The following is a 24,292-nucleotide window of genomic DNA, read 5'->3' on the forward strand; positions in this document are numbered from 1 at the left end:
GGATCGATCCCGTGCGGCCACGACGCGACGGCACCGCCGCAGATGAGTGGAAATCGGGCTGGATTCTCCGCATCTGCGGCGATACGGTCGGCGCATGCAGTCGTTCAAGGTGTCGCAGGCCGCGCAGCTGCTCGGGGTCAGCGACGACACCGTGCGCCGATGGATCGAGCAGGGCGAGCTGCCGGTGGGCGAGGGCCGGCCGATCGAGGTGCCCGGCGACGCGCTCGCCGCCAAGGCGCTCGAGCTGGCCGCGGCTCCCGCCGACCCCGACGTCACGCGCTCGAGCGCCCGCAACCGCTTCGTAGGGCTCGTCGTGCGCGTGCAGCGCGACGGCGTCATGGCGCAGGTCGACATCCAGGCGGGCCCCCACCGGGTCGTCTCGCTGCTCTCGGCGGAGGCGGTCGACGAGCTGGGGCTCGAGATCGGCTCGCTCGCGGCGGCGGTCGTGAAGGCGACCCACGTCGTGGTCGAGACGCCGAGGGCATGATGCGCCGCCGGGTCTCGGCGGCGGTCGCGGCGGCGCTGCTGCTGACGGGGTGCAGCCCCGCGGACGGCGGCGGCCCGGCAGCTCCCGACGGCGAGCCGACCGCCGCCCTCACGATCGCCTCGGCCGCATCGCTCGCCGAGGCGATGACCACGATCGCCGAGGCCTTCGAGCAGGGCCGCTCCGGCGTCGACGTGCGGCCGATCGTGAGCGACGGCTCCGCCACCCTCGCCACCCAGATCCGCGCGGGCGCCCCCTACGACGTCTTCATCTCGGCCGACGAGCCCACCATGGCGGGCGTGGCCGAGCTGGTCGGCGAGCCGGTGCCGCTGGCGACCAACCGGCTCGTGATCGTGGTGCCGTCGGGCAACCCGGGCGGCGTGCGCGGGCTCGGCGACCTGGCCGGCGCCTCCACCGTGCTCTGCGCCCCCGAGGTGCCGTGCGGCGCCGCCTCCGAGCGCCTGCTCGCGCTGCACGGTGTCGACGTGCGGCCGGTCAGCCTCGAGCAGAGCGTGCGCGGGGTGCTCGCGAAGGTCGAGGCGAACGCGGTCGACGCCGGACTCGTCTACTCGACCGACGCAGCCGCATCCGCTTCGGTCGAGACCATCGCGGTCGCCGGCGCCGAGCAGGTCGTCAACCGCGCGGTGGCCGCCACCGTGCTCGACTCGCGCGAGCTCGAGCTGGCCGCCGAGCTGGTGCGCTTCATCGCCGGCGGCGAGGGCCGCGCCGTGCTCGAGGCCCTCGGGTTCGGGGCTCCGTGACCGGGCGGGCGGATGCGTCGTGGCCGTGGCCGCCGGTGCTCGCAGTGCCGATCGTGGTCGGGCTGCTGCTGCTGGTGGTGCCGATGGCCGCGCTGGTGGGGAAGGTCGAATGGGCGAGCCTGGGCGCCGACATCGCCTCGCCGGAGGCGCTCAGCGCGCTCGGCCTCTCGCTCGGCACCGCGCTGCTGGCCACCGCGATCTGCCTGCTGCTCGGGGCGCCGCTGGCGATCGCGATCGCCAGGGCGGGTGACCGCACTGCCGCGTGGCTGCGCGCGATCGTGACGATCCCGCTGGTGCTGCCGCCGCTGGTCGACGGGGTGGCGCTGCTGGCGCTGCTGGGGCGCGATGGCCCGCTCGGCCGCGTGCTGGCGGTCTGGGGCGTGGAGGTGCCGTTCACGACCTCCGCGGTGGTGCTCGCGCAGACCTTCGTGTCGCTGCCGTTCCTGGTGCTGGCGATCGAGGGCACGGTGCGCGCCCGCGGCATCGCGCTCGAGCGCACGGCGGCGTCGCTCGGTGCGCCCCCGTGGACGGTGCTGCTGCGCGTCACCCTGCCGCTGGCGGCACCCGGGCTGCTGGCCGGCACCACGCTGTGCTTCGCGCGCGCCCTGGGCGAGTTCGGCGCCACCGCGATCTTCGCCGGCAACGCGCCGGGGGTGACCCGCACGATGCCGCTGGCGATCTACACCGCCTTCCACGGCACCGGCGCCACCCAGGCGACGGCGATCGCCCTGTCGCTGCTGCTGCTCGTGAGTGCCATCGCGGTGCTGCTGCTCGCGCGCGCCTGGCGGCCTGGTGCGATGACGGGGAGCGTGCGATGAGCGGGAGCGTGCGATGCCGGGAGCGTGCGATGCCGGGGAGCGTGCGGTGAGCGGCGCGGCGCTCGACGCCCGCATCGTCGTCCACCGCGCGCACGGCATGACCGTGCGCGCGCACGTGCGCGCCGCCGCGGGCGAGGCGGTGGCGCTCATCGGGCCGAGCGGGGCGGGCAAGTCGACGATCCTGCAGGCGATCGCGGGCGAGGCGCCGCTGGCCGACGGAGAGGTCGTGATCGGCGAGCGGTCGGTCGCCACGGCCCGGCGGAGCCTGCCCGCGCACCGCAGGGGCGTCGTGCTGCTCGACCAGCACCCGCGGCTGTTCCCGCACCTGACGGCGGGCGAGAACGTCGCCTTCGGGCTGCGGGCGAGCGGCGTCGCGAAGGCGGCAGCGGCCGAGCGGGCAGACGCGTGGCTCGACCGGGTCGGGCTGCGCGGGCTCGGCGATCGCGCGCCCGAGCGGCTCTCGGGCGGCCAGCAGCAGCGCGTCGCCCTCGCCCGCGCGCTCGCGGTGGAGCCGGCGCTCGTGCTGCTCGACGAGCCCTTCACCTCGCTCGACGTCGAGACCGCGGCCGACGTGCGCGCCCTCGTGCACGAGCAGCTCGCCTCGAGCGGAGCGACCGCGCTCGTGGTCACGCATGCGGCAGCGGATGCGGCGGCGCTCGCCGCTCGGATCGTCGTCATCGAGCACGGCCGGGTCGCGCAGCATGGTGCGCTGCGCGCGGTGCTGGAGCGGCCCGCGACCCGCTTCGCTGCCGCCTTCGCCGACGTGAACCGCATCGAGGGCGTCGTGCGGGACGGCGTGTGGACAGCCGGCGGCGGCCTCCGGCTCGACGCGCGGGCGCAGGCCTCGGCGAGCACGGACGGCGCGACTGCGGCCGACGGCGACGCGGCCGCAGTCGTGCGACCAGCGGACGTGCGCCTGACAGCCGCAGGCGCCGCGGCCGCCCGTGGCACGGAGCTCGGCACCCACGCAGATGCCGGGCGCGCCGGTGGCGCGGAGTTCGGCGGCGAGGCCACGGTGCTGCGCGTGCTGCGGCTGCCGGCCGGCCTGCGGGTGGTGGTGGCCCTCGACGGCGCTGCACCGGACGCGCCGGGGATCGCGGCCGACCTCGACGAGCGCACCGCGGCCGAGCCGGCACTGCGCCCGGGCGCGCGCGTGCGCGTGTCGATCGATCCGCAGCGGCTGCGGCTGGTGCCACACCAGGGCTCGCCGAACGCGGCGCCCGCGCCTACCGTGGAGGCATGACCGCTCACGAGCCCCGCCCGTCGCGCACTGTCAGCCGCCGCTTCGGCGACCACGCGGCGGTGGTCGCGGTCGCGACCGACCCCGAGACCTTCTCGAGCGCCGTCTCCCGCCACCTGCAGGTGCCGAACGGGCTGGACGGCGAGGCGCACCGGCGGGCGCGCGCCATGCTCGACCCGTTCCTCGACGCGCAGCGCGTCGCCGCGTACACGCCCGCGTTCGTGCGAGTCGCGCAGCAGCTGCTCGAGCAGCTGGCCGGCAGGGCCGCGTTCGATGCGGTCAGCGAGCTCGGCGCGCGGTACGCGGTGCGGGCGCAGTCAGCCTGGCTGGGCTGGCCGGCGTCGATCGAGGACGATCTGCTGCAGTGGGTCGCCGACAACCGGGCTGCCACGCGATCGGGCGACCGCACCCGCCTGGCCGGTGTCGCCGTGCGGTTCGACGCGATCGTGCGCGCCCGGGTGGAGGAGCGCATGGGTGCCGACGCGCCCGACGACCTCACCACCGAGCTAGTGCGCACGCGCGACGCCGAGGGCATGCCGCTGTCGCAGGAGGTGCTGGTGTCGGTGCTGCGGAACTGGACCGGCGGCGACCTCGCCTCCCTGGCGCTCTGCGTCGGGGTGGTGGTGGCCTGGCTCACCGAGCACCCCGAGCACGCCGAGCGGCTGGCCGCGGCGGACGACGCCGAGCTGGATGCGGTGCTGGACGAGATCCTGCGCCTCGACGACCCCTTCCTCGCCAACCGGCGCATCGCCACCCGCGCGACCGAGGTCGCGGGCTGTCCGGTCGCGCACGAGGAGGTCGTCGCCCTCGACTGGCGCGAGGCGAACGTCGACCCGGCCCGCTTCGAGCATCCGCATGCCTTCGACCCGCACGGCAACGCATCCGCCAACCTCGTGTGGGGCATCGGCCCGCACGTGTGCCCGGGGCGGCCGCTCGCGACGCTGCAGCTGCGGGTGCTCACGCGCGAGCTGCTGCGCACCGGCAGCGTGCGCGCCGCCGAGGAGCACGGCGGCGTCGAGCGCGAGACGCCGCCGGCGGGCGGCTACCGGCGCTTCATGGCCGCACTCGAGCGGCACGACGCGTGACGGATGCGCGGCGCGCGCACGGCGTGACGGATTCGCGCCGCGCGCAGGGCGTGACGGATGCGCGGCGCGCGCAGGGCGTGACGGATCCGCGCGGCGCGCGCAGGGCGTGACGGATCCGCGCCGCGCGCGCGTCAGGGTCGCCGGAGGCGCTGCGGGTCGGGCGTGCTGATCGGATCCCAGCCGCGCTTGGGCGCGCGGGTGCCCTGCACGTCGTCGCGGGAGCGATAGACGACGTAGGGCCGGAACAGGTAGCCGACCGGTGCCGAGAACACGTGCACCAGCCGGGTGAACGGCCACAGCGCGAACAGGGCGAGCGCGCTGAGCACATGCAGGTCGAACAGGATGGGCACGTTCGCCATCAGCTCCGGCTGCGGCTGGAAGCCGAAGATCGAGCGCAGCCAGGGCGAGATCGTCTCGCGGTAGTGGAAGCCGGAGCCGAAGACCTGGTGCACGAACGTCGCGAGGGTGCCGAAGCCGAGCGTGAGGGCGAGGAAGACGTACATCACCTTGTCCATCACCGTCGTCGCGAGGAAGACGGGACCGACGGTGCGGCGGCGGTAGATGAGGATGGCGAGGCCCGCGAGCGTGAGCACGGCGGCGAAGCTGCCCATCACGGTCGCGCCCCAGTGGTACATCTCCTCGGTGATGCCGATGGCATAGAGCCACTCGCGCGGGATGAACAGGCCCACCACGTGGCCGGCGAGCACCATCAGGATGCCCAGGTGGAACATCGGGGACCCCCAGCGGAGCAGGGCGTTCTCATACGTCTGGCTCGAGCGCGTCGTCCATCCGAACTTGTCGTAGCGGTACCGCCAGATGTGGCCTGCGACGAACGCGATGATGCTGACGTAGGGCACTGCCACCCACAGGACGATCTCGATCGGGCTCATGAGTCAGTCTCCGTTCTGGGAGGTCGCGATGAAGGGCTCCAGCCCCATGCTGAGCCCGACGGTCTCGGTCGGCGGCCCGTCGCTGACCAGCTGCCGGAAGCGCTCGCGCGTGCGCTCGTCCACCGGCGGCAGCGAGAGCGTGACCGTGCGGATGACCTGCGCCCACGGACTGTCGAGATCCTCCAGCGCCGCCCGCAGCAGCTCGATGCCCTCGCGGTGCGAGGTGATGACCGCCGCCGCGACGTCGGAGCCGCTCAGCGCCGAGAACTCCAGCACCGCCGGCAGGTAGTCCGGCAGCTCCTGCGCATCGAACTGCCAGCCCGCGGCGCGGTAGGCGTCGAGGAAGGTCAGCAGCGCCATCCCGCGCCGGCGGGTGTCGCCGGTGGCGAAGTAGCTGAGATAGAGGCTGCACTTGCGCTTCAGGTCGAAGGTGAGCACATACTGCTCCTCCCACGGCGCCTGACCCGCCAGCTCGGCGGCGTCCATGAATCCCGCGAGCGCCTCGGCGATCGGCGCCGGCAGGCCGTCGAGGTGCACGCGCAGCGACGGCAGCCGGTCGAACCACGCCGCATCCGGGTAGTCGAGCAGCAGCGAGGCCAGCATGTGCGTGCGCGCGCGCTCGTCGGCCTTGAGCCGCAATGGCGGCAGCTCACCCGGCAGCCTGGGCCGCCGGGTGGGCATCGGGAGGAGCGTCCTCACACGTCCTTCCCCTTGTTCCGCTTGCCGGTGCTCTGCACCGGGCCCATGTCGCCCTGCGGCACGTCCTTGCCCTTCGGTGGGAACAGCCCGCGCGGGGTGCCGTTGCCGTCCCAGTTCAGCAGGTTGACGCGACCCGGGCTCGAGGGCCGATCGGCGGTCTGCCGCGCCTCGAGCGACTGGAAGTTCTCGACCGCGACCGGCACGCTCTGACCGCTGGACGACCCGAACGGCCCGGCCCCGCCCATCCCCGGCCCGTCCTCGAAGTCGAGCGAGCAGCCCATCTCCTCGAGGTCGTGCGCCTGCTCGGCGTGCGCGCTCGGGATGACGTAGCGCTCCTCGTACTTCGCGATCGCGAGCAGCCGGTACATCTCCTGCAGGTCCTCCCCCGGCATGCCGACCGCACGGGCGATGCGCTCATCGCCCTCCCCGTCGAGATTCACCCCTCGCATGTACGAGCGCATCGCGGCCATGCGGCGCAGCGCCAGGTCGACGGGATCTGGGTCGCCGGCCGAGAACATCTCGGCCAGGTAGCCGATCGGGATGCGCAGCTTCTCGATCGCCGCGAACAGCGTGCGCGCGTCCTCGCCGTCGGCACCCGAGCCCGAGACCACGTCGACGACCGGCGACAGCGGCGGGATGTACCAGACCATCGGCATCGTGCGGTACTCGGGGTGCAGCGGCAGCGCCACCTCGTACTGCTGGATGAGCTTCCAGATCGGGCTGCGCTGGGCGGCGTCGATCCAGTCCTCCTGGATGCCGTCCTTGCGCGCCTGCTCGATCACGGCCGGGTCGTTCGGGTCGAGCAGGATGCTGCGCTGCGCGGCCAGCAGGGCGTGCTCGTCCTCGACGCTGGCGGCCTCGGCGACGAGATCGGCGTCGTAGAGCACCAGCCCGATGTAGCGCAGCCGCCCGACGCAGGTCTCGGCGCACACGGTCGGCAGCCCCACCTCGATGCGCGGGTAGCACATGGTGCACTTCTCGGCCTTGCCGGTGCGGTGGTTGAAGTAGACCTTCTTGTACGGGCAGCCCGAGACGCACATGCGCCAGCCGCGGCACTGATCCTGATCGACCAGCACGATGCCGTCCTCGGCGCGCTTGTACATCGCGCCCGAGGGGCAGGAGGCGACGCACGAGGGGTTGAGGCAGTGCTCGCAGATGCGCGGCAGGTAGAACATGAAGGCCTTCGAGAACTCCGCCTCGACGCTCTCGCTCATCTTCTGCAGGATCGGGTCGTCCTGCATCGTCTCGAGCGAGCCGCCCAGGTTGTCGTCCCAGTTCGCCGACCAGGAGATCTTGGTGTCCTCGCCGGTCAGCAGGCTGCGCGGCTTCGCCACCGGGATCTGGTCGCCGGCCGGAGCGTTCAGCAGCATGTCGTAGTCGTACGTCCACGGCTCGTAGTAGTCGTGGATCTCGGGCAGCTTCGGGTTCGAGAAGATGTGCGCGAGCTTCCAGAGCCGCCCGCCGTCCTTGAGCTTCAGGTTGCCGCGCTTGGTGCGCTTCCAGCCGCCGCGCCACTTCTCCTGATCCTCGTACGTGCGGGGATAGCCGACGCCCGGCCGGGTCTCGACGTTGTTGAACCAGACGTACTCCACACCGGTGCGGTTCGTCCATGCCTGCTTGCACGTGACGGAGCACGTGTGGCATCCGATGCACTTGTCGAGGTTCATCACCATCGATATCTGTGCCATGACCTTCATCAGTACTCGACCTCCTGGCTTCGGCGTCGGATCGTCGTGACCTCATCGCGCTGGTTCCCGGTCGGTCCCAGGTAGTTGAACGCCCACGCGAGCTGGGCGTAGCCGCCGATGAGGTGGCTGGGCTTGAGCAGGATGCGCGTGAGCGAGTTGTGGATGCCGCCGCGCTTGCCGCTCGTCTCGGCGATCGGCACATCGATCGTGCGGTCCTTCGCGTGGTACATGAACACCGTGCCCTCCGGCATGCGGTGCGAGACGATCGCGCGCGCCACCACGACGCCGTTGCGGTTGTACGACTCGATCCAGTCGTTGTCGCGCACGCCGACCTTGCCGGCATCCTGCGGGCTCATCCAGATCGTCGGGCCGCCGCGCGAGAGCGACAGCATGAACAGGTTGTCCTGGTACTCGGAGTGGATCGACCACTTGGAGTGCGGGGTCAGGTAGCGCACCGCCACCTCTGCCTGCCCGGCGCCGGGGCCGGTCGCCTCGCCGACGCTGCCGATCTGCGCATCGCCGAAGAGCCGGTGCATGTCGAGCGGCGGGCGGTAGATCGGCAGGTTCTCGCCGAGCTCCTCCATCCAGTCGTGGTCGAGGTAGAAGTGCTGGCGGCCGGTGAGCGTGTGCCAGGGCTTGAGGTGCTCGACGTTGATCGCGAAGGCCGTGTAGCGCCTGCCGCCGTGCTCCGAGCCGGACCACTCGGGGCTCGTGATGACGCTGCGCGGCTGGGTCTGCACGTCGGCGAACGTGATGTGGGAGCCCTCGTGATCCTCGGCGAGGTGCGCGATGCGCTGGCCGGTGTGCTGCTCCAGCCGCCGGAAGCCCTGCACCGCGAGCCTGCCGTTGCTGGTGCCGGAGAAGGCCAGGATCATCTCGCACACGCGCTTGTCGCTGTCGAGCCGCACCCTGCCGGCAGTCGCGCCGGTGGGGAACAGGCCGTTCGCGTGGCCGAGCCGGTCGATCTCCTGATCCGGCCGGTAGGTGATCGCCTTCGTCGTCATGCCGAGCTTGGCCGTGAGCGGGCCGAGGCTGCGCCATCGGTCGTAGAGCGCGGGGTAGTCGCGCTCGACCACGATGAGCTTCGGCATCGTCACGCCCGGCACCAGGGGCGCATCCTCTGGCACCCTGCCGTGCGGGGTGGCCATGACGTCGGGGGTGTCGTGCTGCAGCGGCGCCGCGACCACGTCGCGCCGCACGCCCAGGTGCCCCTCGCAGAGCTCGCTGAAGCGCTTGGCGAGCTCGCCGAACAGGTCGAAGTCGGTCTTCGTCTGCCACGGCGGCTGGATCGCGGGGTTGAACGAGTGGATGAACGGGTGCATGTCGGTCGACGAGAGGTCGTACTTCTCGTACCAGGTCGCCGCGGGGAAGACGAGGTCGCTGAACAGCGTCGTCGAGGTCATGCGGAAGTCGGCGGTCATGAGCAGGTCGAGCTTGCCGCTGGCGGCCTCGTCGCGCCAGACCATGTCGCGCGGCCGCTCGCCCGGCCCTGACTCCGCGGCGCGCACCGCCGCGTCGGTGCCCAGCAGGTGCTTCAGGAAGTACTCGTTGCCCTTGCCGGAGGAGCCGAGCACGTTCGCCCGCCAGATCGAGATGACGCGGGGGAAGTTCTCGGGCGCGCCCGGATCCTCGACGGCGTAGTGCAGCGAGCCGTCGGTGAGCGAGTCGACGATGTGCTGCGCGGGCTCCTTGCCAGCAGCCTCCGCCTCGTCGCACAGGTCGAGCGGGTTGCGGGAGAAGGTCGGGAAGCTCGGCATCCAGCCGCGCTTGGTCGACTCCACCAGGCAGTCGGCGGTGGTGCGGCCCGCGAAGGTGCCGCGGGCCAGCGGTGACGAGAGCTGGTCGGCCGGCAGGCCGTCGTAGCGCCACTGCTCGGAGGCGAGGTACCAGAAGGCGGTGCCGATCGCGAGCCGCGCGGGCCGGTTCCAGTCAGCGGCGGTGGCGTACTGCGAGTAGCCGGTGATCGGCCGCACCTTCTCCTGCCCGACGTAGTGCGCCCATCCGCCCCCGTTGACGCCCTGGCAGCCGGTCATCGTCGTGAGCGCCAGGAACGTGCGGTAGATCGTGTCGGAGTGGAACCAGTGGTTGGTGCCCGCGCCCATCAGGATCATGGAGCGGCCGCCGCTTCGCTCGGCGTTGTCGGCGAACTCGCGGCCGATGCGGATGACCTGCTCGGCAGGCACGGAGGTGAGCTCCTGCTGCCACGCGGGAGTGCCGGGCGCCTCGGCGTCGTCGTAGCCGCTGGGCCACTGCCCCGGCAGACCGTCGCGGGCGACGCCGTACTGCGCCAGCATGAGGTCGAACACGGTCGTGACGGTGCGCCCGGCGACCTCCATGGTGGGCACACCGCGCAGCAGCACGCCCGAACCGCCCGCGTGCTCCTGCCCCGGCTCGGGGGCCAGGTCGAAGCGGGGCAGCGCGATCTCGGCGGATGCGCCGGCCCAGCCGGGCACATCGGCGACCGACAGCGGCGGCACGGTCTCGCCCAGGTCGAGGTTCCACCTGCCCTCGTCCTCGGGGGTGAAGCGGTGGCCGAGCGATCCGTTCGGCACCACCGGCGTGCCGTGCTGGTCGAGCAGCACCGTCTTGAAGTCGGCGCGCGGCGCGGCTGCCGCCTCGCCGCCCAGGTCGCTCGCGGTGACGAACTTGCCGGGCACCAGCTGGTCGCCGCGCTGCTCGAGCGCGACCAGGTAGGGCGCGTCCGAGAAGCGACGCATGTAGTCGACGAAGCGCTCGGTCTGCCGCTCGACCAGGAACTCCTTCAGGATCACGTGCCCCATCGCGAACGCCAGTGCGCCGTCCGTGCCTGGGTGCGGCGCGACCCACTCGTCGGCGAACTTCGTGTTGTCGGTGTAGTCGGGCGAGACGGTGATGACCTTCTGCCCCCGGTAGCGCGCCTCGGTCATGAAGTGCGCGTCGGGCGTGCGGGTGACCGGCACGTTCGAGCCCCACATCATCAGGTAGCTGGAGTTCCACCAGTCGGCCGACTCCGGCACGTCGGTCTGGTCGCCGAACACCTGCGGGCTGGCCACCGGCAGGTCGGCGTACCAGTCGTAGAAGGAGAGCATCGAGCCGCCGATGAGGCTCATGAAGCGCGAGCCGGCCCCGTGCGAGACCATCGACATCGCCGGGATGGGCGAGAAGCCCGCGATGCGGTCGGGGCCGTAGCGCTTGATGGTGTGCACGTGCGCGGCCGCCGCGATCTCGAGCGCCTCGTCCCAGGTGGTGCGCACGAGGCCGCCCTTGCCGCGAGCGCGCTTGTAGGACGCGGAGACCTCGCGGTCGTCGACGATGGACGCCCAGGCCTCGACGGGGTCGCCATGCTGCGCCTTCGCCGCGCGGTAGTGGCGCGCGAGCGTCTCGCGGATGTACGGGTAGCGCACGCGGGTCGGCGAGTAGGTGTACCAGCTGAAGGCGGCGCCGCGGGGGCAGCCGCGGGGCTCGTACTCGGGCGAGTCGGGGCCGACGCTCGGGTAGTCGGTCTGCTGGGCCTCCCAGGTGATGATGCCGTCCTTGACGTACACCTTCCACGAGCACGAGCCGGTGCAGTTGACGCCGTGCGTGGAGCGCACCACCTTGTCGTGCGACCAGCGGTCGCGGTAGAAGACGTCGCCCTCGCGGCCGCCCTTCAGGAACAGCGCCCGCAGATCCTCCGACACGTCGCCGCGGCGCACGAAGCGCGACATGCCCACCAGTGCCTCCGCGAGCGGCCCGTCGGTGGCCGGTGCGGTGCGGCGTCGCGGCTCGGTCTGTGTCATGACGTTCCTCCTGACGGATGCAGCGCTTCGCCGCGGCCCCGGAGCGCACGCGGCAGAACCCGGTCGGCCCGGTGCCCATCCCGCTCGGGAGCCGGCAGGTCGGTCCTGCGTCCACGGCCAGATATCGCCAGCATCGTCACCCTTCCGCTCCGTCGCCGAATTGCTCTCAGCCTGGCCGAACCCCGATCGCCTGGCAAGGGTGGAGCGAGGAAGAGAGAAGAGATCGGGCCCGGATGCGGTGGCCGGGCTACGCTCGGAGCATGGATGCGAGGGGCACGGCTTGACCCGAGTGCCGGTGACGATCAGCAGCCGCACGGCGGTGTCGGCGGCGCGCGCGCCCGTACCCGTGGAATCGAGCGGACCCGCCTCAGGACCGCTCGTCGATCGCTTCGGCCGCGTGCACCGCGACCTGCGCATCTCGCTCACCGACCGCTGCTCGCTGCGCTGCACCTACTGCATGCCGGAGCAGGGCAACGAGTGGCTCGCGCGCACCAGCATCCTCACGGTCGACGAGATCGTGCGCATCGCCGGCGTCGCCGCAGCGGCCGGCATCTCGACCTTCCGGCTCACGGGCGGCGAGCCGCTGCTGCGGCGCGACATCGTCGACGTCGTGCGCCGCCTGGCGGCGCTGCGCAGCCCCGACGGCACCCCGGTCGAGCTCGCGATGACGACCAACGGCATCCGTCTGCCGGAGCTGCTGCCCGAGCTCGTCGACGCCGGGCTCGCGCGGCTCAACATCTCGATCGACACGCTGCGCCGCGAGCGCTTCGCCGAGCTCACCCGCCGCGATCGGCTCGATGACGTGCTCGCGGGCATCCGCGCCGCGCAGGCCGCCGGGCTGCGGCCGCTGAAGCTCAACGCGGTGGCGATGCGCGGGGTGAACGACGACGAACTGGTCGAGCTGGTGGAGTTCGCCATGGCGCACGACGCGCAGATGCGCTTCATCGAGCAGATGCCGCTCGACGCCGGCCACACGTGGGATCGCGCGCAGATGGTCACGCGCGATGAGATGCTCGCGACGCTCGGGCGCCGCTTCGCGCTGACGCCGGTGCCGGGTCGCGGCGGTGCGCCGGCGGAGCGATGGGAGATCGACGGCGGCCCGCACACGGTCGGCGTGATCGCCTCGGTGACCGCTCCGTTCTGCGGCGCGTGCGATCGGATGCGCCTGACGGCCGACGGGCAGTTCCGCAACTGCCTGTTCTCGAACCAGGAGTACGACCTGCTGCCGGTGCTGCGCGACGGCGCCGGCGGCGGCACCGACCTGGCCGTCGACGACGTGCTGCGCTCGTGCATCGCCGGCAAGCTGCCCGGCCACGCCATCAACGACCCCTCGTTCCTGCAGCCTGCGCGCGGCATGAACGCGATCGGCGGCTGAGCCCCCGAGCCTCAGGGCTCGATCGGCGGATCCGGATAGCGCGAGAGCGCGGTCTCGACCGCGGAGCGCACGACGCCGCCGAGCACGCGAGCGGGGCGCTCCACGCCGATCTCGTGCAGCTGCCGCATGGCCTGCGCGACGATCCCGTCTGCGAAGTCGCGCGCCGTCGCGACCGCCTCCGCGTAGGCCGGGCGGTCGGCCTCGTCGACCACCATCGGCTCAGCGCCCATCTCGACGGCGAGCGCCTGCCCGATCGGCAGCACGGGGCCGGGCGCCGTGACCGCGACGACGGTCTCGAGCAGCCGGCTCAGGTCGAGCGAGGTGCCCGTGAACGTCATCGCCGGGTGCAGGGCGATGGGGATCGCCCCGCGCTCGTACGCGGGCCGCAGCACCTCGATGCCGTGCTCAGCCGCCGTGTGCACGACCAGCTGCCCCGGCTGCCAGGCGCCGGTGGCCGCGAGGCCGGCGACGAGGTCGGCGAGCTCGTCGGTGGGCACCGTCAGCAGCACGAGCTCGCTGCGCTCGATGATCGTCGGGGCGTCCAGGAGCTGCACGCCGGGCAGCACGGCCTCCGCCCGCTCGATCGCGTCGGCGCCGATCGCGTTGATGCCGATGATCGCGTGGCCGGCGCCCGCCAGCGCGGCACCGAGCACCGGGCCGACCCTGCCGGCGCCGATGATGCCGACGCCGAGCCTGCCGGGCTTCACCGCTCGTCGCGCGGCGGCTGCCGGCGCGGATCGGGCTGCGGCGGCTGCCACTGCTCGTCGCCCTGCGCGGGGCGCCACTTGTCCCCGCCCTCGAGCGGCTGCCACTTGTCCTCGCCGCGCGCGGGCCGCCACTTGTCCTCGCCCTGCAGCGGCTGCCACCGTCCGTCCGCCTCCGGCGGCTGCCACCGTCCGTCCGCCTCCGGCGGCTGCCAGCGCACGTCGGCCGGGGGTCGCTGCCACTGCTGCGGGGCGGGCGGCTGCTGCGGGGCGGGCGGCTGCTGCGACTGCGCCGGCTGCTGCCACGGCGCCGGCTGCTGCGGGGCGGACGACTGCTGCCACGGCGCCGGCCGCTGCGGGGCGGACGGCTGCTGCCACGGCGCCGGCTGCTGCCCCTGCTGCGGCGCCGGCATGAGCCCGTCCTGCACGGCGGGCGCGGTCTCGAGCACGGCGTTGCGCGACAGCGACGCTGCCCACGACTCCGACGCATCCGTGTCGATGGCGAGCTTCACGGTGCGCATCGCGTGCTCGAAGAGCGTCGCGGCATCCTGCTGGTCGAGCGCGCCGATCGAGGGCGAGAGCACCGACCCCGGCACGTGGAACTGCACGCGAGCGAGGCGTGCCAGGCCGTAGATCGGGCCCTGCTGCATGGCGACGGACTGCACGCGGGCGCCCGGCACCAGCTGCAGCGAGCGCCAGATGCGGCCGTGCCGCAGCAGGAAGGCCGCAGGGTGCACGTGGAAGCCGTTGCGGCGCACGCTGAACCAGCGGAAGGCTCGAGCGCGCGGCGGGCTGACGACGTAGGCGTCCGGCGCCTGCCCGAACAGGCCCTGGTCGACCAGCGGCGAGTGCGCGAGCTCGGGCAGCAGGAGCCCGATCACCGTGCGCACATCGCGCAGGTCGCCCACCGGCAGCAGGTAGTTCGCCATCTGCTGGCTCTGGCCGCTCGAGCCCGAGCCGTCGCTCGACATCTTGCCGGCTCGCGTGAACGTCACCTGCCACCAGCCGAACGGCCGCCACAGCAGCGGCTGCTTCACCTGCAGCGCGAAGATGCGGCCCGGCGGCAGGATCTCGGTGGTCGTGGAGGCGAGGCCGTAGGCGAGCCGGATGCCGTCGGGGGTCGCGGCGATCGAGTAGCGCAGCTTCGCACCCAGCGAGCGCATGCCGGCGGCGAAGAACGCGATCGCAGCGGGAACCATCGAGAACAGCACCCACCACTGCTGGAAGACGAACGTCACCACCAGCGTGCCGACCAGGTAGAGCACCGCCCAGACGATCCAGCCGTCGAGCACCGAGGAGGCGACGATGCGGCCGACGGGGATGCGCACGAGCGAGTCGGGCGCGACGTGCGAGATCTCAGCGTCGGGGTGCAGGAACTCGTCGACGACGCCGCCCGCGGCCGCCTGGCGCTCGGCGGCCATCCGCTGCGCATCAGCCGTGGAGCGCCCGGACGCGCGGTTGAGGATCTCGTATCGCAGCGCATCCGCCACCGAGGAGCTCAGGTAGTTCAGGTCGACGTTGGAGTCGTTGCCCGCCTGCTGGATCTCGAACTTGCAGGCGCCGAGCAGGCGCGCGAACCAGGGCTTCTGGATGTTGATGCCCTGGATGCGCGCGAGCGGCGCGCGACGATGCTTCTTGACGAAGATGCCCTGCTGCACCTCGACGGCGTCGCCGGTGATGCGGAAGCGGTGCACGCGCCAGCCGATCCAGAACAGCAGGATCAGCACGAGGACGAGACCGATCATGCCGAGGATGACCCACAGCAGCTGGTTGACGATGAAGTCGCCGAACGGGTCCTCATCCCACTCGTCGAACTCATCCGGCACGAACAGGCCGATCACGCGGTCGCGGAACACCGAGAACAGGATGCCGACGAAGATGATGAGCGCCAGCCCGCCGCGCAGCAGCGGCGAGGCGGGGTGCAGCTGGTGCCACTCGCCGTCGACGAGCTCGGCCGCCTTCGCGCGGGCCTCCTGCGGCCGGCCGTGCTGGGCGGGCATGCCGGGCGTGGGTCCGCCCTGCACCGGCGCCTGAGGATGCTGGGGTTCGGTCACAGGCCGGCCCGTCGGGACTCGGAGACGGCGACCAGGTGATCGCGCAGCTGCTCGGCCGTGTCGCCGGGCATCCCGGGGATGGTGATCGCGCTCGTCGCGGCCGCCGTGACGAACTTGAGCGACTTCAGCCCGAACATCCGCTCGACCGGCCCCTGCGTGATGTCGACCACCTGCATGCGGCCGTAGGGCACGGCGACGAAGCGGCGGAAGAGCATGCCGCGGCGCACGAGCAGGTCATCGTCGCGCTGCAGGTAGCCGATCGTGCGGGTGCGCAGGACGGAGAAGACCACGCCGATCACGATCAGCAGGATCGCCGCCGCCAGCGGCAGCCAGCCCCACCACGGCAGACGTGCGTCGTTCGCGAACCAGATCGGCACGGTGGCGCCGACGCCGACGATCAACCACCAGATCACCGTGCTCACCGCTTCGACGCTCGCGTACCGCATGCTGATTCGCTGCCATTCACCGTCGACGTCGATGCGCTCTGCCACGGTTCCTCCTCGTGCGGTCGGGCTGGTGCGGATGGGGCGTGCTCGGCCGCTCGCCGAGGCGATCGCCGGTGCCTGACCGCGGTCGCACCCAGGCTAGTGCGAGGAGACTGAACGGCGGTTCTGCGATACTGCCTCAGTGACGGCAGAGACCAAGAAGCAGAAGCACGTCGGCCGCTGGGTGGCCGTGAGCATCGTCGGCGTGATCGTGCTGGCGCTGCTGGCCGTGATCGGCTGGTACTTCCTGCGGATCAACCCCTCGGTGCAGCAGGTCGAGACGATCGAGACCGCCTTCCCCGAGGATTCCCTGCGGCCGGAGGCCGACGAGGGGCCGTCGCAGCCGGTGAACGTGCTGCTGCTCGGCAGCGACTCGCGTGCGCAGGACGGCTCGCTGCTGACCGGCCTCGGCGACCGCGCCGACACCATCCTGGTCGCGCACATCCCGCCGGACCGCGAGACGGTGCAGATCATGTCGATCATGCGCGACTCGTGGGTCGAGATCCCCGGGCAGGGCGTCTCCAAGGTGAACTCGGCGCTCGCGCACGGCGGCGTGCCGCTGATGGTGCAGACGGTCGAGGAGCTCATCGACCAGCGCATCGACCACGTCGCGATCATCGACTTCGACGGCTTCGAGGGGCTCACCGAGGCGCTCGGCGGCGTGACCGTCGACAACGAGATGGCCTTCTCGACCGGCGGCTACGACTTCCCGCAGGGCGAGATCACGCTGCAGGGCGAGGAGGCGCTGATCTACGTGCGGGCGCGCTATCCCTTCAGCGACGGCGACTACCAGCGCGTCACCAACCAGCGCGCCTTCCTGCGCGGCATGATGTCGCAGCTGATGACGCGCGAGAACCTGACCAACCCGAACCGGGCCGCCGACATCTTCGCAACCGTCTCGCCCTACATGGCGACCAGCGACACCTTCGACCTGGGCACCGTGGTCTCGCTCGCGCCGCAGCTGGCGGGCATCGACAACTCCAGGATCCACACCTTCACGATGCCGACGCTCGGCACCGGCATGGAGGGCTCGGAGTCGGTCGTCTACGTCAACGAGGAGGGGCTGGCGCAGGTGCAGGAGGCCTTCGACCAGGAGTCGATGACCACCTTCACGCCGCCGGCCGAGAAGTAGCCCGCCGGGCGAGAAGGGGGCGGATGCGCGGTGCGGCTACGCGGCGCTGCCTGCGGTCGCCGTCGCCTCGTCATCGTCGTCGGGCGGCAGCACGCACCAGTGCTCGGCCAGCAGACCGGCCCCGAGCTGCACCAGCCCGCCGGCGGCGACCACAGCGACCGTGACCACCGCGTCGCCGACGACGACCGCGCGCGTGGCGAAGAACACGAGCGCGCCGAGCGCGGCACCGCCGAGCATCGCGCCGACGATCGACGAGGCCTTCGCGAAGCCGAGCACCGAGGTGGCGTGCCGGTAGCCGACGCGCCGCTTGCCCTGGGCCGCCTGCCGCACCGGCCACGCGGCCAGCAGCAGGATCGCGGCGATCAGCGCCAGCGCGACGCCGAGCGTGAACGGCAGCACGAGCGCGGGCCGGCCGCTCATCACCAGCATGGTCTCGAACACCCAGGTGAGCACGGCCGCGATCACCGCGGTGAGCACGATCGGCGCGGGCCGGGTGCGGTTCACTCCAGCCTCCACGCGTCGCCGTCGGCGTAGTCGGCGAGCTCGGCGATCGGGCCCCGCCCTGGCAGCTCGGCGTGCGGCTCGATCTCCAGCCACGGCTGCAGCACGAACTGCCGCTCGTGCGCGCGCGGGTGCGGCAGCACCAGCCGGTCCTCGGCGTGCTCGATGCCGCCGATGGTGACGATGTCGATGTCGATCGTGCGGGGGCCCCAGCGCTCGTTGCGCACGCGGCCGAGCGCATCCTCCACCGCTTGCGTCGCGTCGAGCAGGTCGATCGGCTCCATCGTCGTGCCGACCAGCACGGCGATGTTGACGTAGTCGGGCGTGAGCCCCTCGCCGTCGGGGTGCCAGGAGGGCGACTCCCACGCGCTGGAGCGCTGCAGCACCCGGATGCCGTCGATCGTGTCGAGGGCGCGCACGGCGGCGTCGATGGTGGCGACGCGGTCGCCGAGGTTGGCGCCGAGCGAGAGCACGGCGCGCCGCTCGAGCCCGAAGGTCACCATTCGCGCGCCCTGCCGAGCGTCACGGCCACGTCGCCGAACGGCACGCCGACGGGCGCGCTCGGCTTGTGCACGGTGATGTGCGCCGCCTCCACGAGCGGATGCTCCATGCAGAGGTCGACGAGCCGGGCGGCGAGCGTCTCGATGAGGTCGACGGGGTCGCGCTCGACGGCGGCCACGATCCGCTGGGCCAGCTCGCCGTAGTGCACGGTGTCGCTGACCCGGTCGGTGCGCGCCGCGGCCCCGACCTGCACCGAGAGGTCGACGTCGATGACGAACTCCTGGCCGTCGCGGCGCTCCTCGGGCAGCACCCCGTGGTGGCCGAAGGCGCGGATGCCCTCGAGCCTGATCGAGCCGCTGTCGCCGTCGCGGTCGACGGTCGCCTGCGCGACGCTCGTCATCGCCTCGAGCGCGCGCATGCCGGCGACGGTGGCCGCGACGTCGTGCACGCGCACGGCGGACGCCCCGCGCTGGGCCGCCAGCACGCTCGTGACCGCGGTGGCGCCGTCGCGCTCCTCGGCGGGCGCGCCGTCCGGCAGCAGGGCGCCGAGGAACCGCTTGCGGCTCGTGCCCACCAGGATCGGCAGGAAGAGGCCGGTGAGGCTCTCGAGCCGGGCGAGCAGCCGCCAGTTGTCGGCGGGCTCCTTCGAGAACCCGAAGCCCGGGTCGATGAGGATGCGCTCGCGCGCGATGCCGGCCTGCTCGGCCGCCTCGACGCGCTCGATAAGGTGTTGCGCGACCTCTTCGACCACATCGTCATAGCCCGTGTCGACCGTCACGTCGATGCCGCGGGAGTGCATCAGCACGATCCGCGCGCCGCCCTCGGCGACCGTGCGCAGCATCGCCGGATCGTGCAGGCCGGCGGTCACGTCGTTGATGATCTCGGCGCCGGCGGCCATCATGGCGCGGGCGGTGGAGGCGTGGATCGTGTCGACCGACACTCGGAAGCCCTCGCGGACGAGCTCGCGCACGACCGGCAGGATGCGCTCCTGCTCCTGCGCGGGGTCGAGCGGCGCCGCGCCGGGCCGGGTCGACTCGCCGCCCACGTCGATCACGTCGGCGCCCTGCGCGCGCATCCGCCGGGCGTGCGCGATGGCGGCGCCGGCGTCGACGTATCGCCCGCCGTCGCTGAAGGAGTCGGGCGTGACGTTGAGGATGCCCCAGACCTCGGCGCGCTGCAGCTCGGCCACCGCTACCTCCGCTCGCCGATCAGGGCCATGATCTCGGCGCGCTCGATCGGCTCTGCGAGCTGCCCGCGGCTCGCCACCGTCACCGTCGTGGAACTGGCCTGGCGCGCCCCGCGTGCCTGCACGCATCCGTGTGCCGCCTCGATCACGACGAGCACGCCTCGCGGCTCGAGGCCCGCGTCGAGGGCGTCGGCGATCTCGTCGGTGAGGCGCTCCTGGATCTGCGGCCGGGAGGCGATGACGTCGACGACCGCGGGAATGCGGCCCAGGCCCGTGATGCGATCGCCCGGCAGGTAGGCGATGTGCGCGACGCCCGTGAACGGCAGCAGGTGATGCTCGCACATCGAGCGGAATTCGATGTCGCGCAGCAGCACCATCTCGCCCGTCTCGCCCTCGAGGCCGAGGGTGTCGAGCTGCTCGGTGGGGTCGGCGCCGACGCCGGCGAAGTACTCGGTGTAGGCGGTGGCGACGCGGCGCGGGGTGTCGAGCAGGCCGGCGCGCCCGGGGTCGTCCCCGATCGCCGCGAGCAGCTCGCGCACGGCGGCCTCCACACGCTCCCGGTCGACAGCCATCAGGCCGGAGCTTCGCTCTCGACGTCAGGCTCGACGGCCTCATCGACGTGCTGGGAGACGGGCAGCTCGATCGGCGGGCGGTCGCTCACCGGCCGGTCGGGGTGCGAGAGCCACTGGGGGCGCTCCGGCAGCTTCTGCACGTCGTGGAAGATCTCCTCGAGCGCCAGGTGGTCGAGCGTCTCGCGCTCGAGCAGCTCGCCCGCCAGCCGGTCGAGCACGTCGCGGTTGGTGTTGAGCACCTGCCACGCCTCGGTGTGCGCCTGCTCGATGATCGCCCGCACCTCGCGGTCGACGGTCTCGGAGAGCGTGTCGGAGTAGTCGCGGCTCGAGCCGGTGTCGCGGCCGAAGAACTGCTCGCCCTGCGCGCTTCCGAGCTTGACCGCGCCGATCGCGCTCGTCATGCCGTACTCGGTCACCATCTTGCGGGCGATGCCGGTGGCCTTCTCGATGTCGTTGCCGGCGCCGGTGGTGGGGTCGTGGAAGACGATCTCCTCGGCGACGCGGCCGCCCATCGCGTAGGTGAGCTGGTCGAGCAGCTCGTTGCGGGTCACCGAGTAGCGGTCGTTGACCGGCAGCACCATCGTGTAGCCGAGCGCCCGGCCGCGAGGCAGGATCGTCACCTTCGTGACCGGGTCGGAGTGCCGCATGGCCGCCGCCGCGAGCGCGTGGCCGCCCTCGTGGTAGGCGGTGATGAGCCGTTCCTTGTCGTTCATGATGCGCGTGCGCCGCTGCGGTCCGGCCATCACGCGGTCGACGGCCTCGTCGAGCGACTCGTCGGTGATCTGCGTCTCGTTGTTGCGCGCGGTGAGCAGCGCGGCCTCGTTCAGCACGTTCGCGAGGTCGGCACCGGTGAAGCCGGGCGTCTTGCGCGCGAGCACCGAGAGGTCGACGCCGGGAGCGATGGGCTTGCCCTTCGCGTGCACGCCCAGGATGGTCTCGCGGCCCTTCATGTCGGGCGCGTCGACGCCGATCTGCCGGTCGAAGCGGCCCGGGCGCAGCAGCGCCGGGTCGAGGATGTCGGGACGGTTGGTCGCGGCGATCAGGATGACGTTGGTCTTGACGTCGAAGCCGTCCATCTCGACCAGCAGCTGGTTGAGGGTCTGCTCGCGCTCGTCGTGGCCGCCGCCCAGGCCCGCGCCGCGGTGCCGGCCGACGGCGTCGATCTCGTCGACGAAGATGATCGCGGGGGCGTTCTCCTTCGCCTGCTCGAACAGGTCGCGCACGCGGCTGGCGCCGACGCCGACGAACATCTCGACGAAGTCGGAGCCGGAGATCGAGTAGAAGGGCACGCCTGCCTCGCCGGCGACGGCCCGTGCGAGCAGGGTCTTGCCCGTGCCGGGCGCGCCGTAGAGCAGCACACCCTTGGGGATGCGCGCGCCGACGGCCTGGAACTTCGTCGGATCCTGCAGGAACTCCTTGATCTCGCCGAGCTCCTCGACGGCCTCGTCGGCGCCCGCGACATCCGCGAACTTCACCTGCGGCATGTCCTTGGTGATCAGCTTGGCCTTCGACTTGCCGAACTGCATGACGCCCTTGTTGCCACCGGCCATGCGCGTCATGAAGAAGTAGAAGAGCCCGCCCAGCAGCAGCACCGGCAGCAGGATGCCGAACATCGACAGCAGCCAGTTGGCCTGCGGCACCTCATCGATGTAGCCGCCGGAGGGGTCGGCCGCGGTGATCGCCTCGACCACCTCGTCGCCGCGGGGAGCCACGTAGTAGAACTGCACGCGCTGGCCGAACTCGGCGTCCGCCTGGCTGAGGACGAGGTCGACGCGCTGCTCGCCGTCGACGATGGTCGCCTGCTCGACACGGCCGTCCTGGATCATGTCCATGCCGACATCGGTCTGCACCGGCCGGTACTGCGGCGTCATGAAGAAGCTGAACGCCACGCCGACGATGAGGAGTGCGATGACGATCCAGGGGATCGGCCCGCGCAGGAACTTCTTGAAGCTCATGACGCCCTTCTGAGTCTCGATCGGCCCAGGCTATCCCGCGGGCGAGCGCGGGAATCCGCCTGTTCGCTCACGGCCTGTGCCCGATTCGGCTGCGCTACGACTGCAGCTCGAGGGACATGAGGATGGCGCGGATGATCGGGAACTCCTCGCCGCCCAGGTACGCCTCCCCGTCGGCGAGCGACGCCACCTGCCACGGCGCGGCCTCGCCGGCTCCTTGGACGATCACCTCGGAGCCGAAGCCGATGGTGCCGGCGGGCGAGTCGAAGGCGTTGACGATCGGGCAGCGCGGCGACTGCGCGTCGGCGGCGGGCCGCAGCCCGACGCTCACGATCCACTGGTCTCCCAGCTGCAGCGCCGCGGCGCCGAAGGCCATCCCGGGTGCACCCGCGAGCTCGACATCCTGGCGGTCGAGGATCGCGGTGCGCCATGCGACCGCCACGCCCTCGGCGTTCACGCAGCGCCCGTCGCCGGTGTCCGGGTTCTCCCGGTACAGCAGCTGCCGCTGGCCATCGGCGCGCAGCACATCGAGGCCGCCCTCGGCCTCGCTCACCGACCAGTCGGCCGGGATGCGGAAGGTCGCCGCACCGCTCGGCACCCCGATCTGCTGCCAGGCGCTCGTGTCGACGCCGGCGATCTCGGCCGGCAGCGACGACTCGACCTCCGGTGCCGTCGTCGCGGGGGTCGTGGGCGGCGGCGCCGTGATGCCGGGCGGGATGCTCGGCTCCGGCGAGGGCTCGGGCGTCGACGAGCAGGCGACGAGCGCGCTGGCGGCGAGGATGAGCGCGACGACTGCGCTCGCACGTGCACGGGACTGCATCCCACCATCATGCCGCGAGAAGCCGGTCATCGCTGCACGGGCATCCGAGCGCAGCAGCTCACGGGGCGGCGTCGAGCATGGGCGCGCCCGTGAACTCGATCGATTCGAGCGTCTCGAGCAGCACCGCCGCCTCGTCGCCCGCCAGCCAGTCGCGTGCGGCCTGCTCGGAACCGAACACGATCGGTGACGCGGGGCTGTCGGGGCCGGGCCGGTCGCCGACAGCGCCGACGGTCGCGGTGCGATCGCCCACCCAGACCTCCTCCGTCCAGCCGCAGTCCTCGCCGTCCGTCCAGACGTGGGCCGTCAGGGCGAGCGACGCGGTCCACTCCCCCGTGGGCACGTCGGTCTCACCGTTCCACTCGATGGATTCCTGGAGACCGCTGCGGAGCTGGAACTCGAGGGGCTCGTGGCCGCGAGCGGCGGCCTCCGCGTCCAGTCGCTCGCGGAGCTCCGGGACGAGCGGGTCGACCGGCTCGGCGACGTCGGCCGGCAGCACGTAGCAGTGGGCGAAGTCGCTGCCGTAGTACTCCCGGTACCAGAGCATCTGCTCGCCCTCCGCGTCGAGCACCACGAGGTCGTTCAGCCAGCCCGGCCCTCGATTCTGCATCTCGGATGCCTCGCCCATAGCGCTGCGGTCGTCGACGCTCCAGCCTTCGGGCAGCGTGAAGCGCACCGCGCCATCCTGCGATTCGAACGCCGGCGCCTCGGCGGAGCCGGTCTCGGTGGGTGCGGGCCCTGCGGTGGGGGCGGCCGTCGACGCCGCCGCGCTGGGAGCGGCCGGCGCCTCGGGCTGGGCAGGGGCCGCAGGTGTGCATGCCGCGAGCGCGAAGGCCGTGAGGACGGCGACGGATGCGCGGAGCGCGAGGGCGGGCGTGCGGGTCATGGCTGCTCCTGTCGAGTCGTTGCGACGGGTTCCGTCGACCTGACATGTCCAGTCCAGCGCGAGTGTCACACCCGCGGGGTCACGATTCGGTCACGATGCGGCCGGAGCGAACGGCCGCTCGCGGTGCGAGCAGCCGGCACCTCACTCGTAGACGTGCGGGGCGAGCACGCCGATGCCGCGCAGGTTGCGGTACTGCTCGGCGTAGTCGAGGCCGTAGCCGATGACGAACTCGTTCGGGATGTCGAAGCCGCAGTACTTCACGTCGACCTCGACCTTGAGTGCATCCGGCTTGCGCAGCATCGTGCAGATCTCGACGGATGCAGCGCCGCGCGACTCGAGATTGCCGCGCAGCCACGAGAGCGTGAGGCCCGAGTCGATGATGTCTTCGACGATGAGCACGTTGCGGCCCGAGAGGTCGCTGTCGAGGTCCTTGAGGATGCGCACGACGCCGGACGAGACGGTGCCGGAGCCGTAGGACGAAACCGCCATCCAGTCCATCTCGATGTGGCGGTTGAGCGCCCGCGCGAGGTCGGCCATCACCATGACCGCGCCCCGCAGCACGCCGACCAGCAGCAGATCCTTGCCCTCGTAGTCGGTCTCGATCTGGCGCGCGAGCTCCTGGAGCTTCGCGTGCAGCTCCTCTTCGGTGATGAGGGTCTTGGCGAGGTCGGCCTCGACGTGCTGGAAGTCCATGGGCGCTCCTG

At 72.1% G+C, this 24,292-nt stretch carries 22 protein-coding genes; 7 read left to right on the top strand and 15 right to left on the bottom strand.

The features are described 5' to 3' along the window. Window positions 1-94 precede the first annotated feature (94 nt). From BM288_RS03850 to BM288_RS03870, 5 genes are read left to right on the top strand one after another with little or no spacing between them, the layout of a single operon-like run. The gene (locus BM288_RS03850) at window positions 95-487 is read left to right on the top strand and encodes a TOBE domain-containing protein (RefSeq protein WP_092915996.1); all 393 of its coding nucleotides are present in this window, start codon (window positions 95-97) and stop codon (window positions 485-487) included. Further along, window positions 484-1,245: a molybdate ABC transporter substrate-binding protein gene (gene modA / locus BM288_RS03855; protein ID WP_318255309.1), complete on the top strand. Its 762-nt coding sequence runs from the start codon at window positions 484-486 to the stop codon at window positions 1,243-1,245. The genes BM288_RS03850 and modA overlap by 4 nt, the downstream gene beginning before the upstream one ends. Next, on the top strand, window positions 1,242-2,063 hold the full coding sequence (gene modB, locus BM288_RS03860) for a molybdate ABC transporter permease subunit (protein ID WP_318255310.1): 822 nt from the start codon (window positions 1,242-1,244) through the stop codon (window positions 2,061-2,063). The genes modA and modB overlap by 4 nt, the downstream gene beginning before the upstream one ends. 46 nt (window positions 2,064-2,109) lie before the next feature. Further along, window positions 2,110-3,306 carry an ABC transporter ATP-binding protein gene (locus tag BM288_RS03865; protein ID WP_318255311.1) on the top strand — a complete coding sequence of 399 codons (1,197 nt, stop codon included), beginning with the start codon at window positions 2,110-2,112 and terminating at the stop codon, window positions 3,304-3,306. After that, window positions 3,303-4,388, top strand: a complete 1,086-nt coding sequence (locus BM288_RS03870) for a cytochrome P450 (protein ID WP_092916000.1) — start codon at window positions 3,303-3,305, stop codon at window positions 4,386-4,388. Before BM288_RS03865 ends, BM288_RS03870 begins: the two co-directional genes overlap by 4 nt. A gap of 131 nt (window positions 4,389-4,519) precedes the next feature. Here the strand turns inward: BM288_RS03870 and narI are convergent, their stop codons facing one another. The 4 genes from narI to BM288_RS03890 are packed head-to-tail and all read right to left on the bottom strand — an operon-like array spanning window position 4,520 to window position 11,423. Continuing rightward, a complete protein-coding gene (gene narI, locus BM288_RS03875; protein ID WP_092916002.1) occupies window positions 4,520-5,278 on the bottom strand; it encodes a respiratory nitrate reductase subunit gamma in 759 nt (252 codons plus the stop codon). Between the two features lie 3 nt (window positions 5,279-5,281). Then, window positions 5,282-5,959, bottom strand: coding sequence for a nitrate reductase molybdenum cofactor assembly chaperone (narJ, locus tag BM288_RS03880; RefSeq protein WP_092916004.1), 678 nt, complete (start codon window positions 5,957-5,959; stop codon window positions 5,282-5,284). 14 nt (window positions 5,960-5,973) lie between these two features. Continuing rightward, the gene (gene narH, locus BM288_RS03885; RefSeq protein WP_092916006.1) at window positions 5,974-7,674 is read right to left on the bottom strand and encodes a nitrate reductase subunit beta; all 1,701 of its coding nucleotides are present in this window, start codon (window positions 7,672-7,674) and stop codon (window positions 5,974-5,976) included. Beyond that, complete coding sequence (locus BM288_RS03890) at window positions 7,674-11,423, bottom strand: nitrate reductase subunit alpha (RefSeq protein ID WP_092916008.1); 3,750 nt, start codon at window positions 11,421-11,423, stop codon at window positions 7,674-7,676. The genes narH and BM288_RS03890 overlap by 1 nt, the downstream gene beginning before the upstream one ends. Window positions 11,424-11,703: 280 nt before the next feature. Here BM288_RS03890 and moaA point away from each other — a divergent pair, with 280 nt between their 5' ends. Further along, entirely contained in the window at window positions 11,704-12,798 is a 1,095-nt protein-coding gene (moaA, locus tag BM288_RS03895) for a GTP 3',8-cyclase MoaA (RefSeq protein WP_318255312.1), read from the top strand. 11 nt (window positions 12,799-12,809) lie between these two features. Here moaA and BM288_RS03900 read toward each other — a convergent pair whose 3' ends face one another. Genes BM288_RS03900 through BM288_RS03910 form a run of 3 tightly spaced genes read right to left on the bottom strand, consistent with a single transcriptional unit; the run spans window position 12,810 to window position 16,047 of the window. After that, window positions 12,810-13,505 (bottom strand): DUF2520 domain-containing protein, encoded by a 696-nt coding sequence (locus tag BM288_RS03900; protein ID WP_318255313.1) that lies wholly within the window; start codon window positions 13,503-13,505, stop codon window positions 12,810-12,812. Then, window positions 13,502-15,556, bottom strand: coding sequence for a PH domain-containing protein (locus tag BM288_RS03905; RefSeq protein WP_143103006.1), 2,055 nt, complete (start codon window positions 15,554-15,556; stop codon window positions 13,502-13,504). Before BM288_RS03905 ends, BM288_RS03900 begins: the two co-directional genes overlap by 4 nt. After that, window positions 15,553-16,047 carry a PH domain-containing protein gene (locus tag BM288_RS03910; RefSeq protein ID WP_092916014.1) on the bottom strand — a complete coding sequence of 165 codons (495 nt, stop codon included), beginning with the start codon at window positions 16,045-16,047 and terminating at the stop codon, window positions 15,553-15,555. Before BM288_RS03910 ends, BM288_RS03905 begins: the two co-directional genes overlap by 4 nt. A gap of 136 nt (window positions 16,048-16,183) precedes the next feature. Between BM288_RS03910 and BM288_RS03915 the strand changes: the two genes are divergently transcribed. After that, window positions 16,184-17,173 carry an LCP family protein gene (locus BM288_RS03915; RefSeq protein WP_092916016.1) on the top strand — a complete coding sequence of 330 codons (990 nt, stop codon included), beginning with the start codon at window positions 16,184-16,186 and terminating at the stop codon, window positions 17,171-17,173. A gap of 36 nt (window positions 17,174-17,209) precedes the next feature. Here BM288_RS03915 and BM288_RS03920 read toward each other — a convergent pair whose 3' ends face one another. From BM288_RS03920 to hpt, 8 genes are all read right to left on the bottom strand, one after another. Continuing rightward, complete coding sequence (locus BM288_RS03920) at window positions 17,210-17,677, bottom strand: DUF3180 family protein (protein WP_177220233.1); 468 nt, start codon at window positions 17,675-17,677, stop codon at window positions 17,210-17,212. Beyond that, window positions 17,674-18,177, bottom strand: a complete 504-nt coding sequence (folK, locus tag BM288_RS03925; RefSeq protein WP_092916020.1) for a 2-amino-4-hydroxy-6-hydroxymethyldihydropteridine diphosphokinase — start codon at window positions 18,175-18,177, stop codon at window positions 17,674-17,676. Before folK ends, BM288_RS03920 begins: the two co-directional genes overlap by 4 nt. Then, a complete protein-coding gene (folP, locus tag BM288_RS03930) occupies window positions 18,171-19,364 on the bottom strand; it encodes a dihydropteroate synthase (protein WP_092916022.1) in 1,194 nt (397 codons plus the stop codon). Before folP ends, folK begins: the two co-directional genes overlap by 7 nt. A gap of 2 nt (window positions 19,365-19,366) precedes the next feature. Continuing rightward, a complete protein-coding gene (gene folE, locus BM288_RS03935) occupies window positions 19,367-19,933 on the bottom strand; it encodes a GTP cyclohydrolase I FolE (RefSeq protein ID WP_092916024.1) in 567 nt (188 codons plus the stop codon). Next, window positions 19,933-21,888: an ATP-dependent zinc metalloprotease FtsH gene (gene ftsH, locus BM288_RS03940; RefSeq protein WP_092916026.1), complete on the bottom strand. Its 1,956-nt coding sequence runs from the start codon at window positions 21,886-21,888 to the stop codon at window positions 19,933-19,935. Before ftsH ends, folE begins: the two co-directional genes overlap by 1 nt. A gap of 94 nt (window positions 21,889-21,982) precedes the next feature. Further along, a complete protein-coding gene (locus tag BM288_RS14415) occupies window positions 21,983-22,705 on the bottom strand; it encodes a hypothetical protein (RefSeq protein WP_092916028.1) in 723 nt (240 codons plus the stop codon). A gap of 58 nt (window positions 22,706-22,763) precedes the next feature. Then, window positions 22,764-23,588 carry a hypothetical protein gene (locus tag BM288_RS14420; protein WP_092916030.1) on the bottom strand — a complete coding sequence of 275 codons (825 nt, stop codon included), beginning with the start codon at window positions 23,586-23,588 and terminating at the stop codon, window positions 22,764-22,766. A gap of 141 nt (window positions 23,589-23,729) precedes the next feature. Beyond that, window positions 23,730-24,281, bottom strand: coding sequence for a hypoxanthine phosphoribosyltransferase (gene hpt / locus BM288_RS03955; protein ID WP_092916032.1), 552 nt, complete (start codon window positions 24,279-24,281; stop codon window positions 23,730-23,732). Window positions 24,282-24,292: the final 11 nt, after the last annotated feature.

The organism is Agrococcus baldri, from assembly GCA_900114805.1.
GTDB lineage: Bacteria > Actinomycetota > Actinomycetes > Actinomycetales > Microbacteriaceae > Agrococcus > Agrococcus baldri.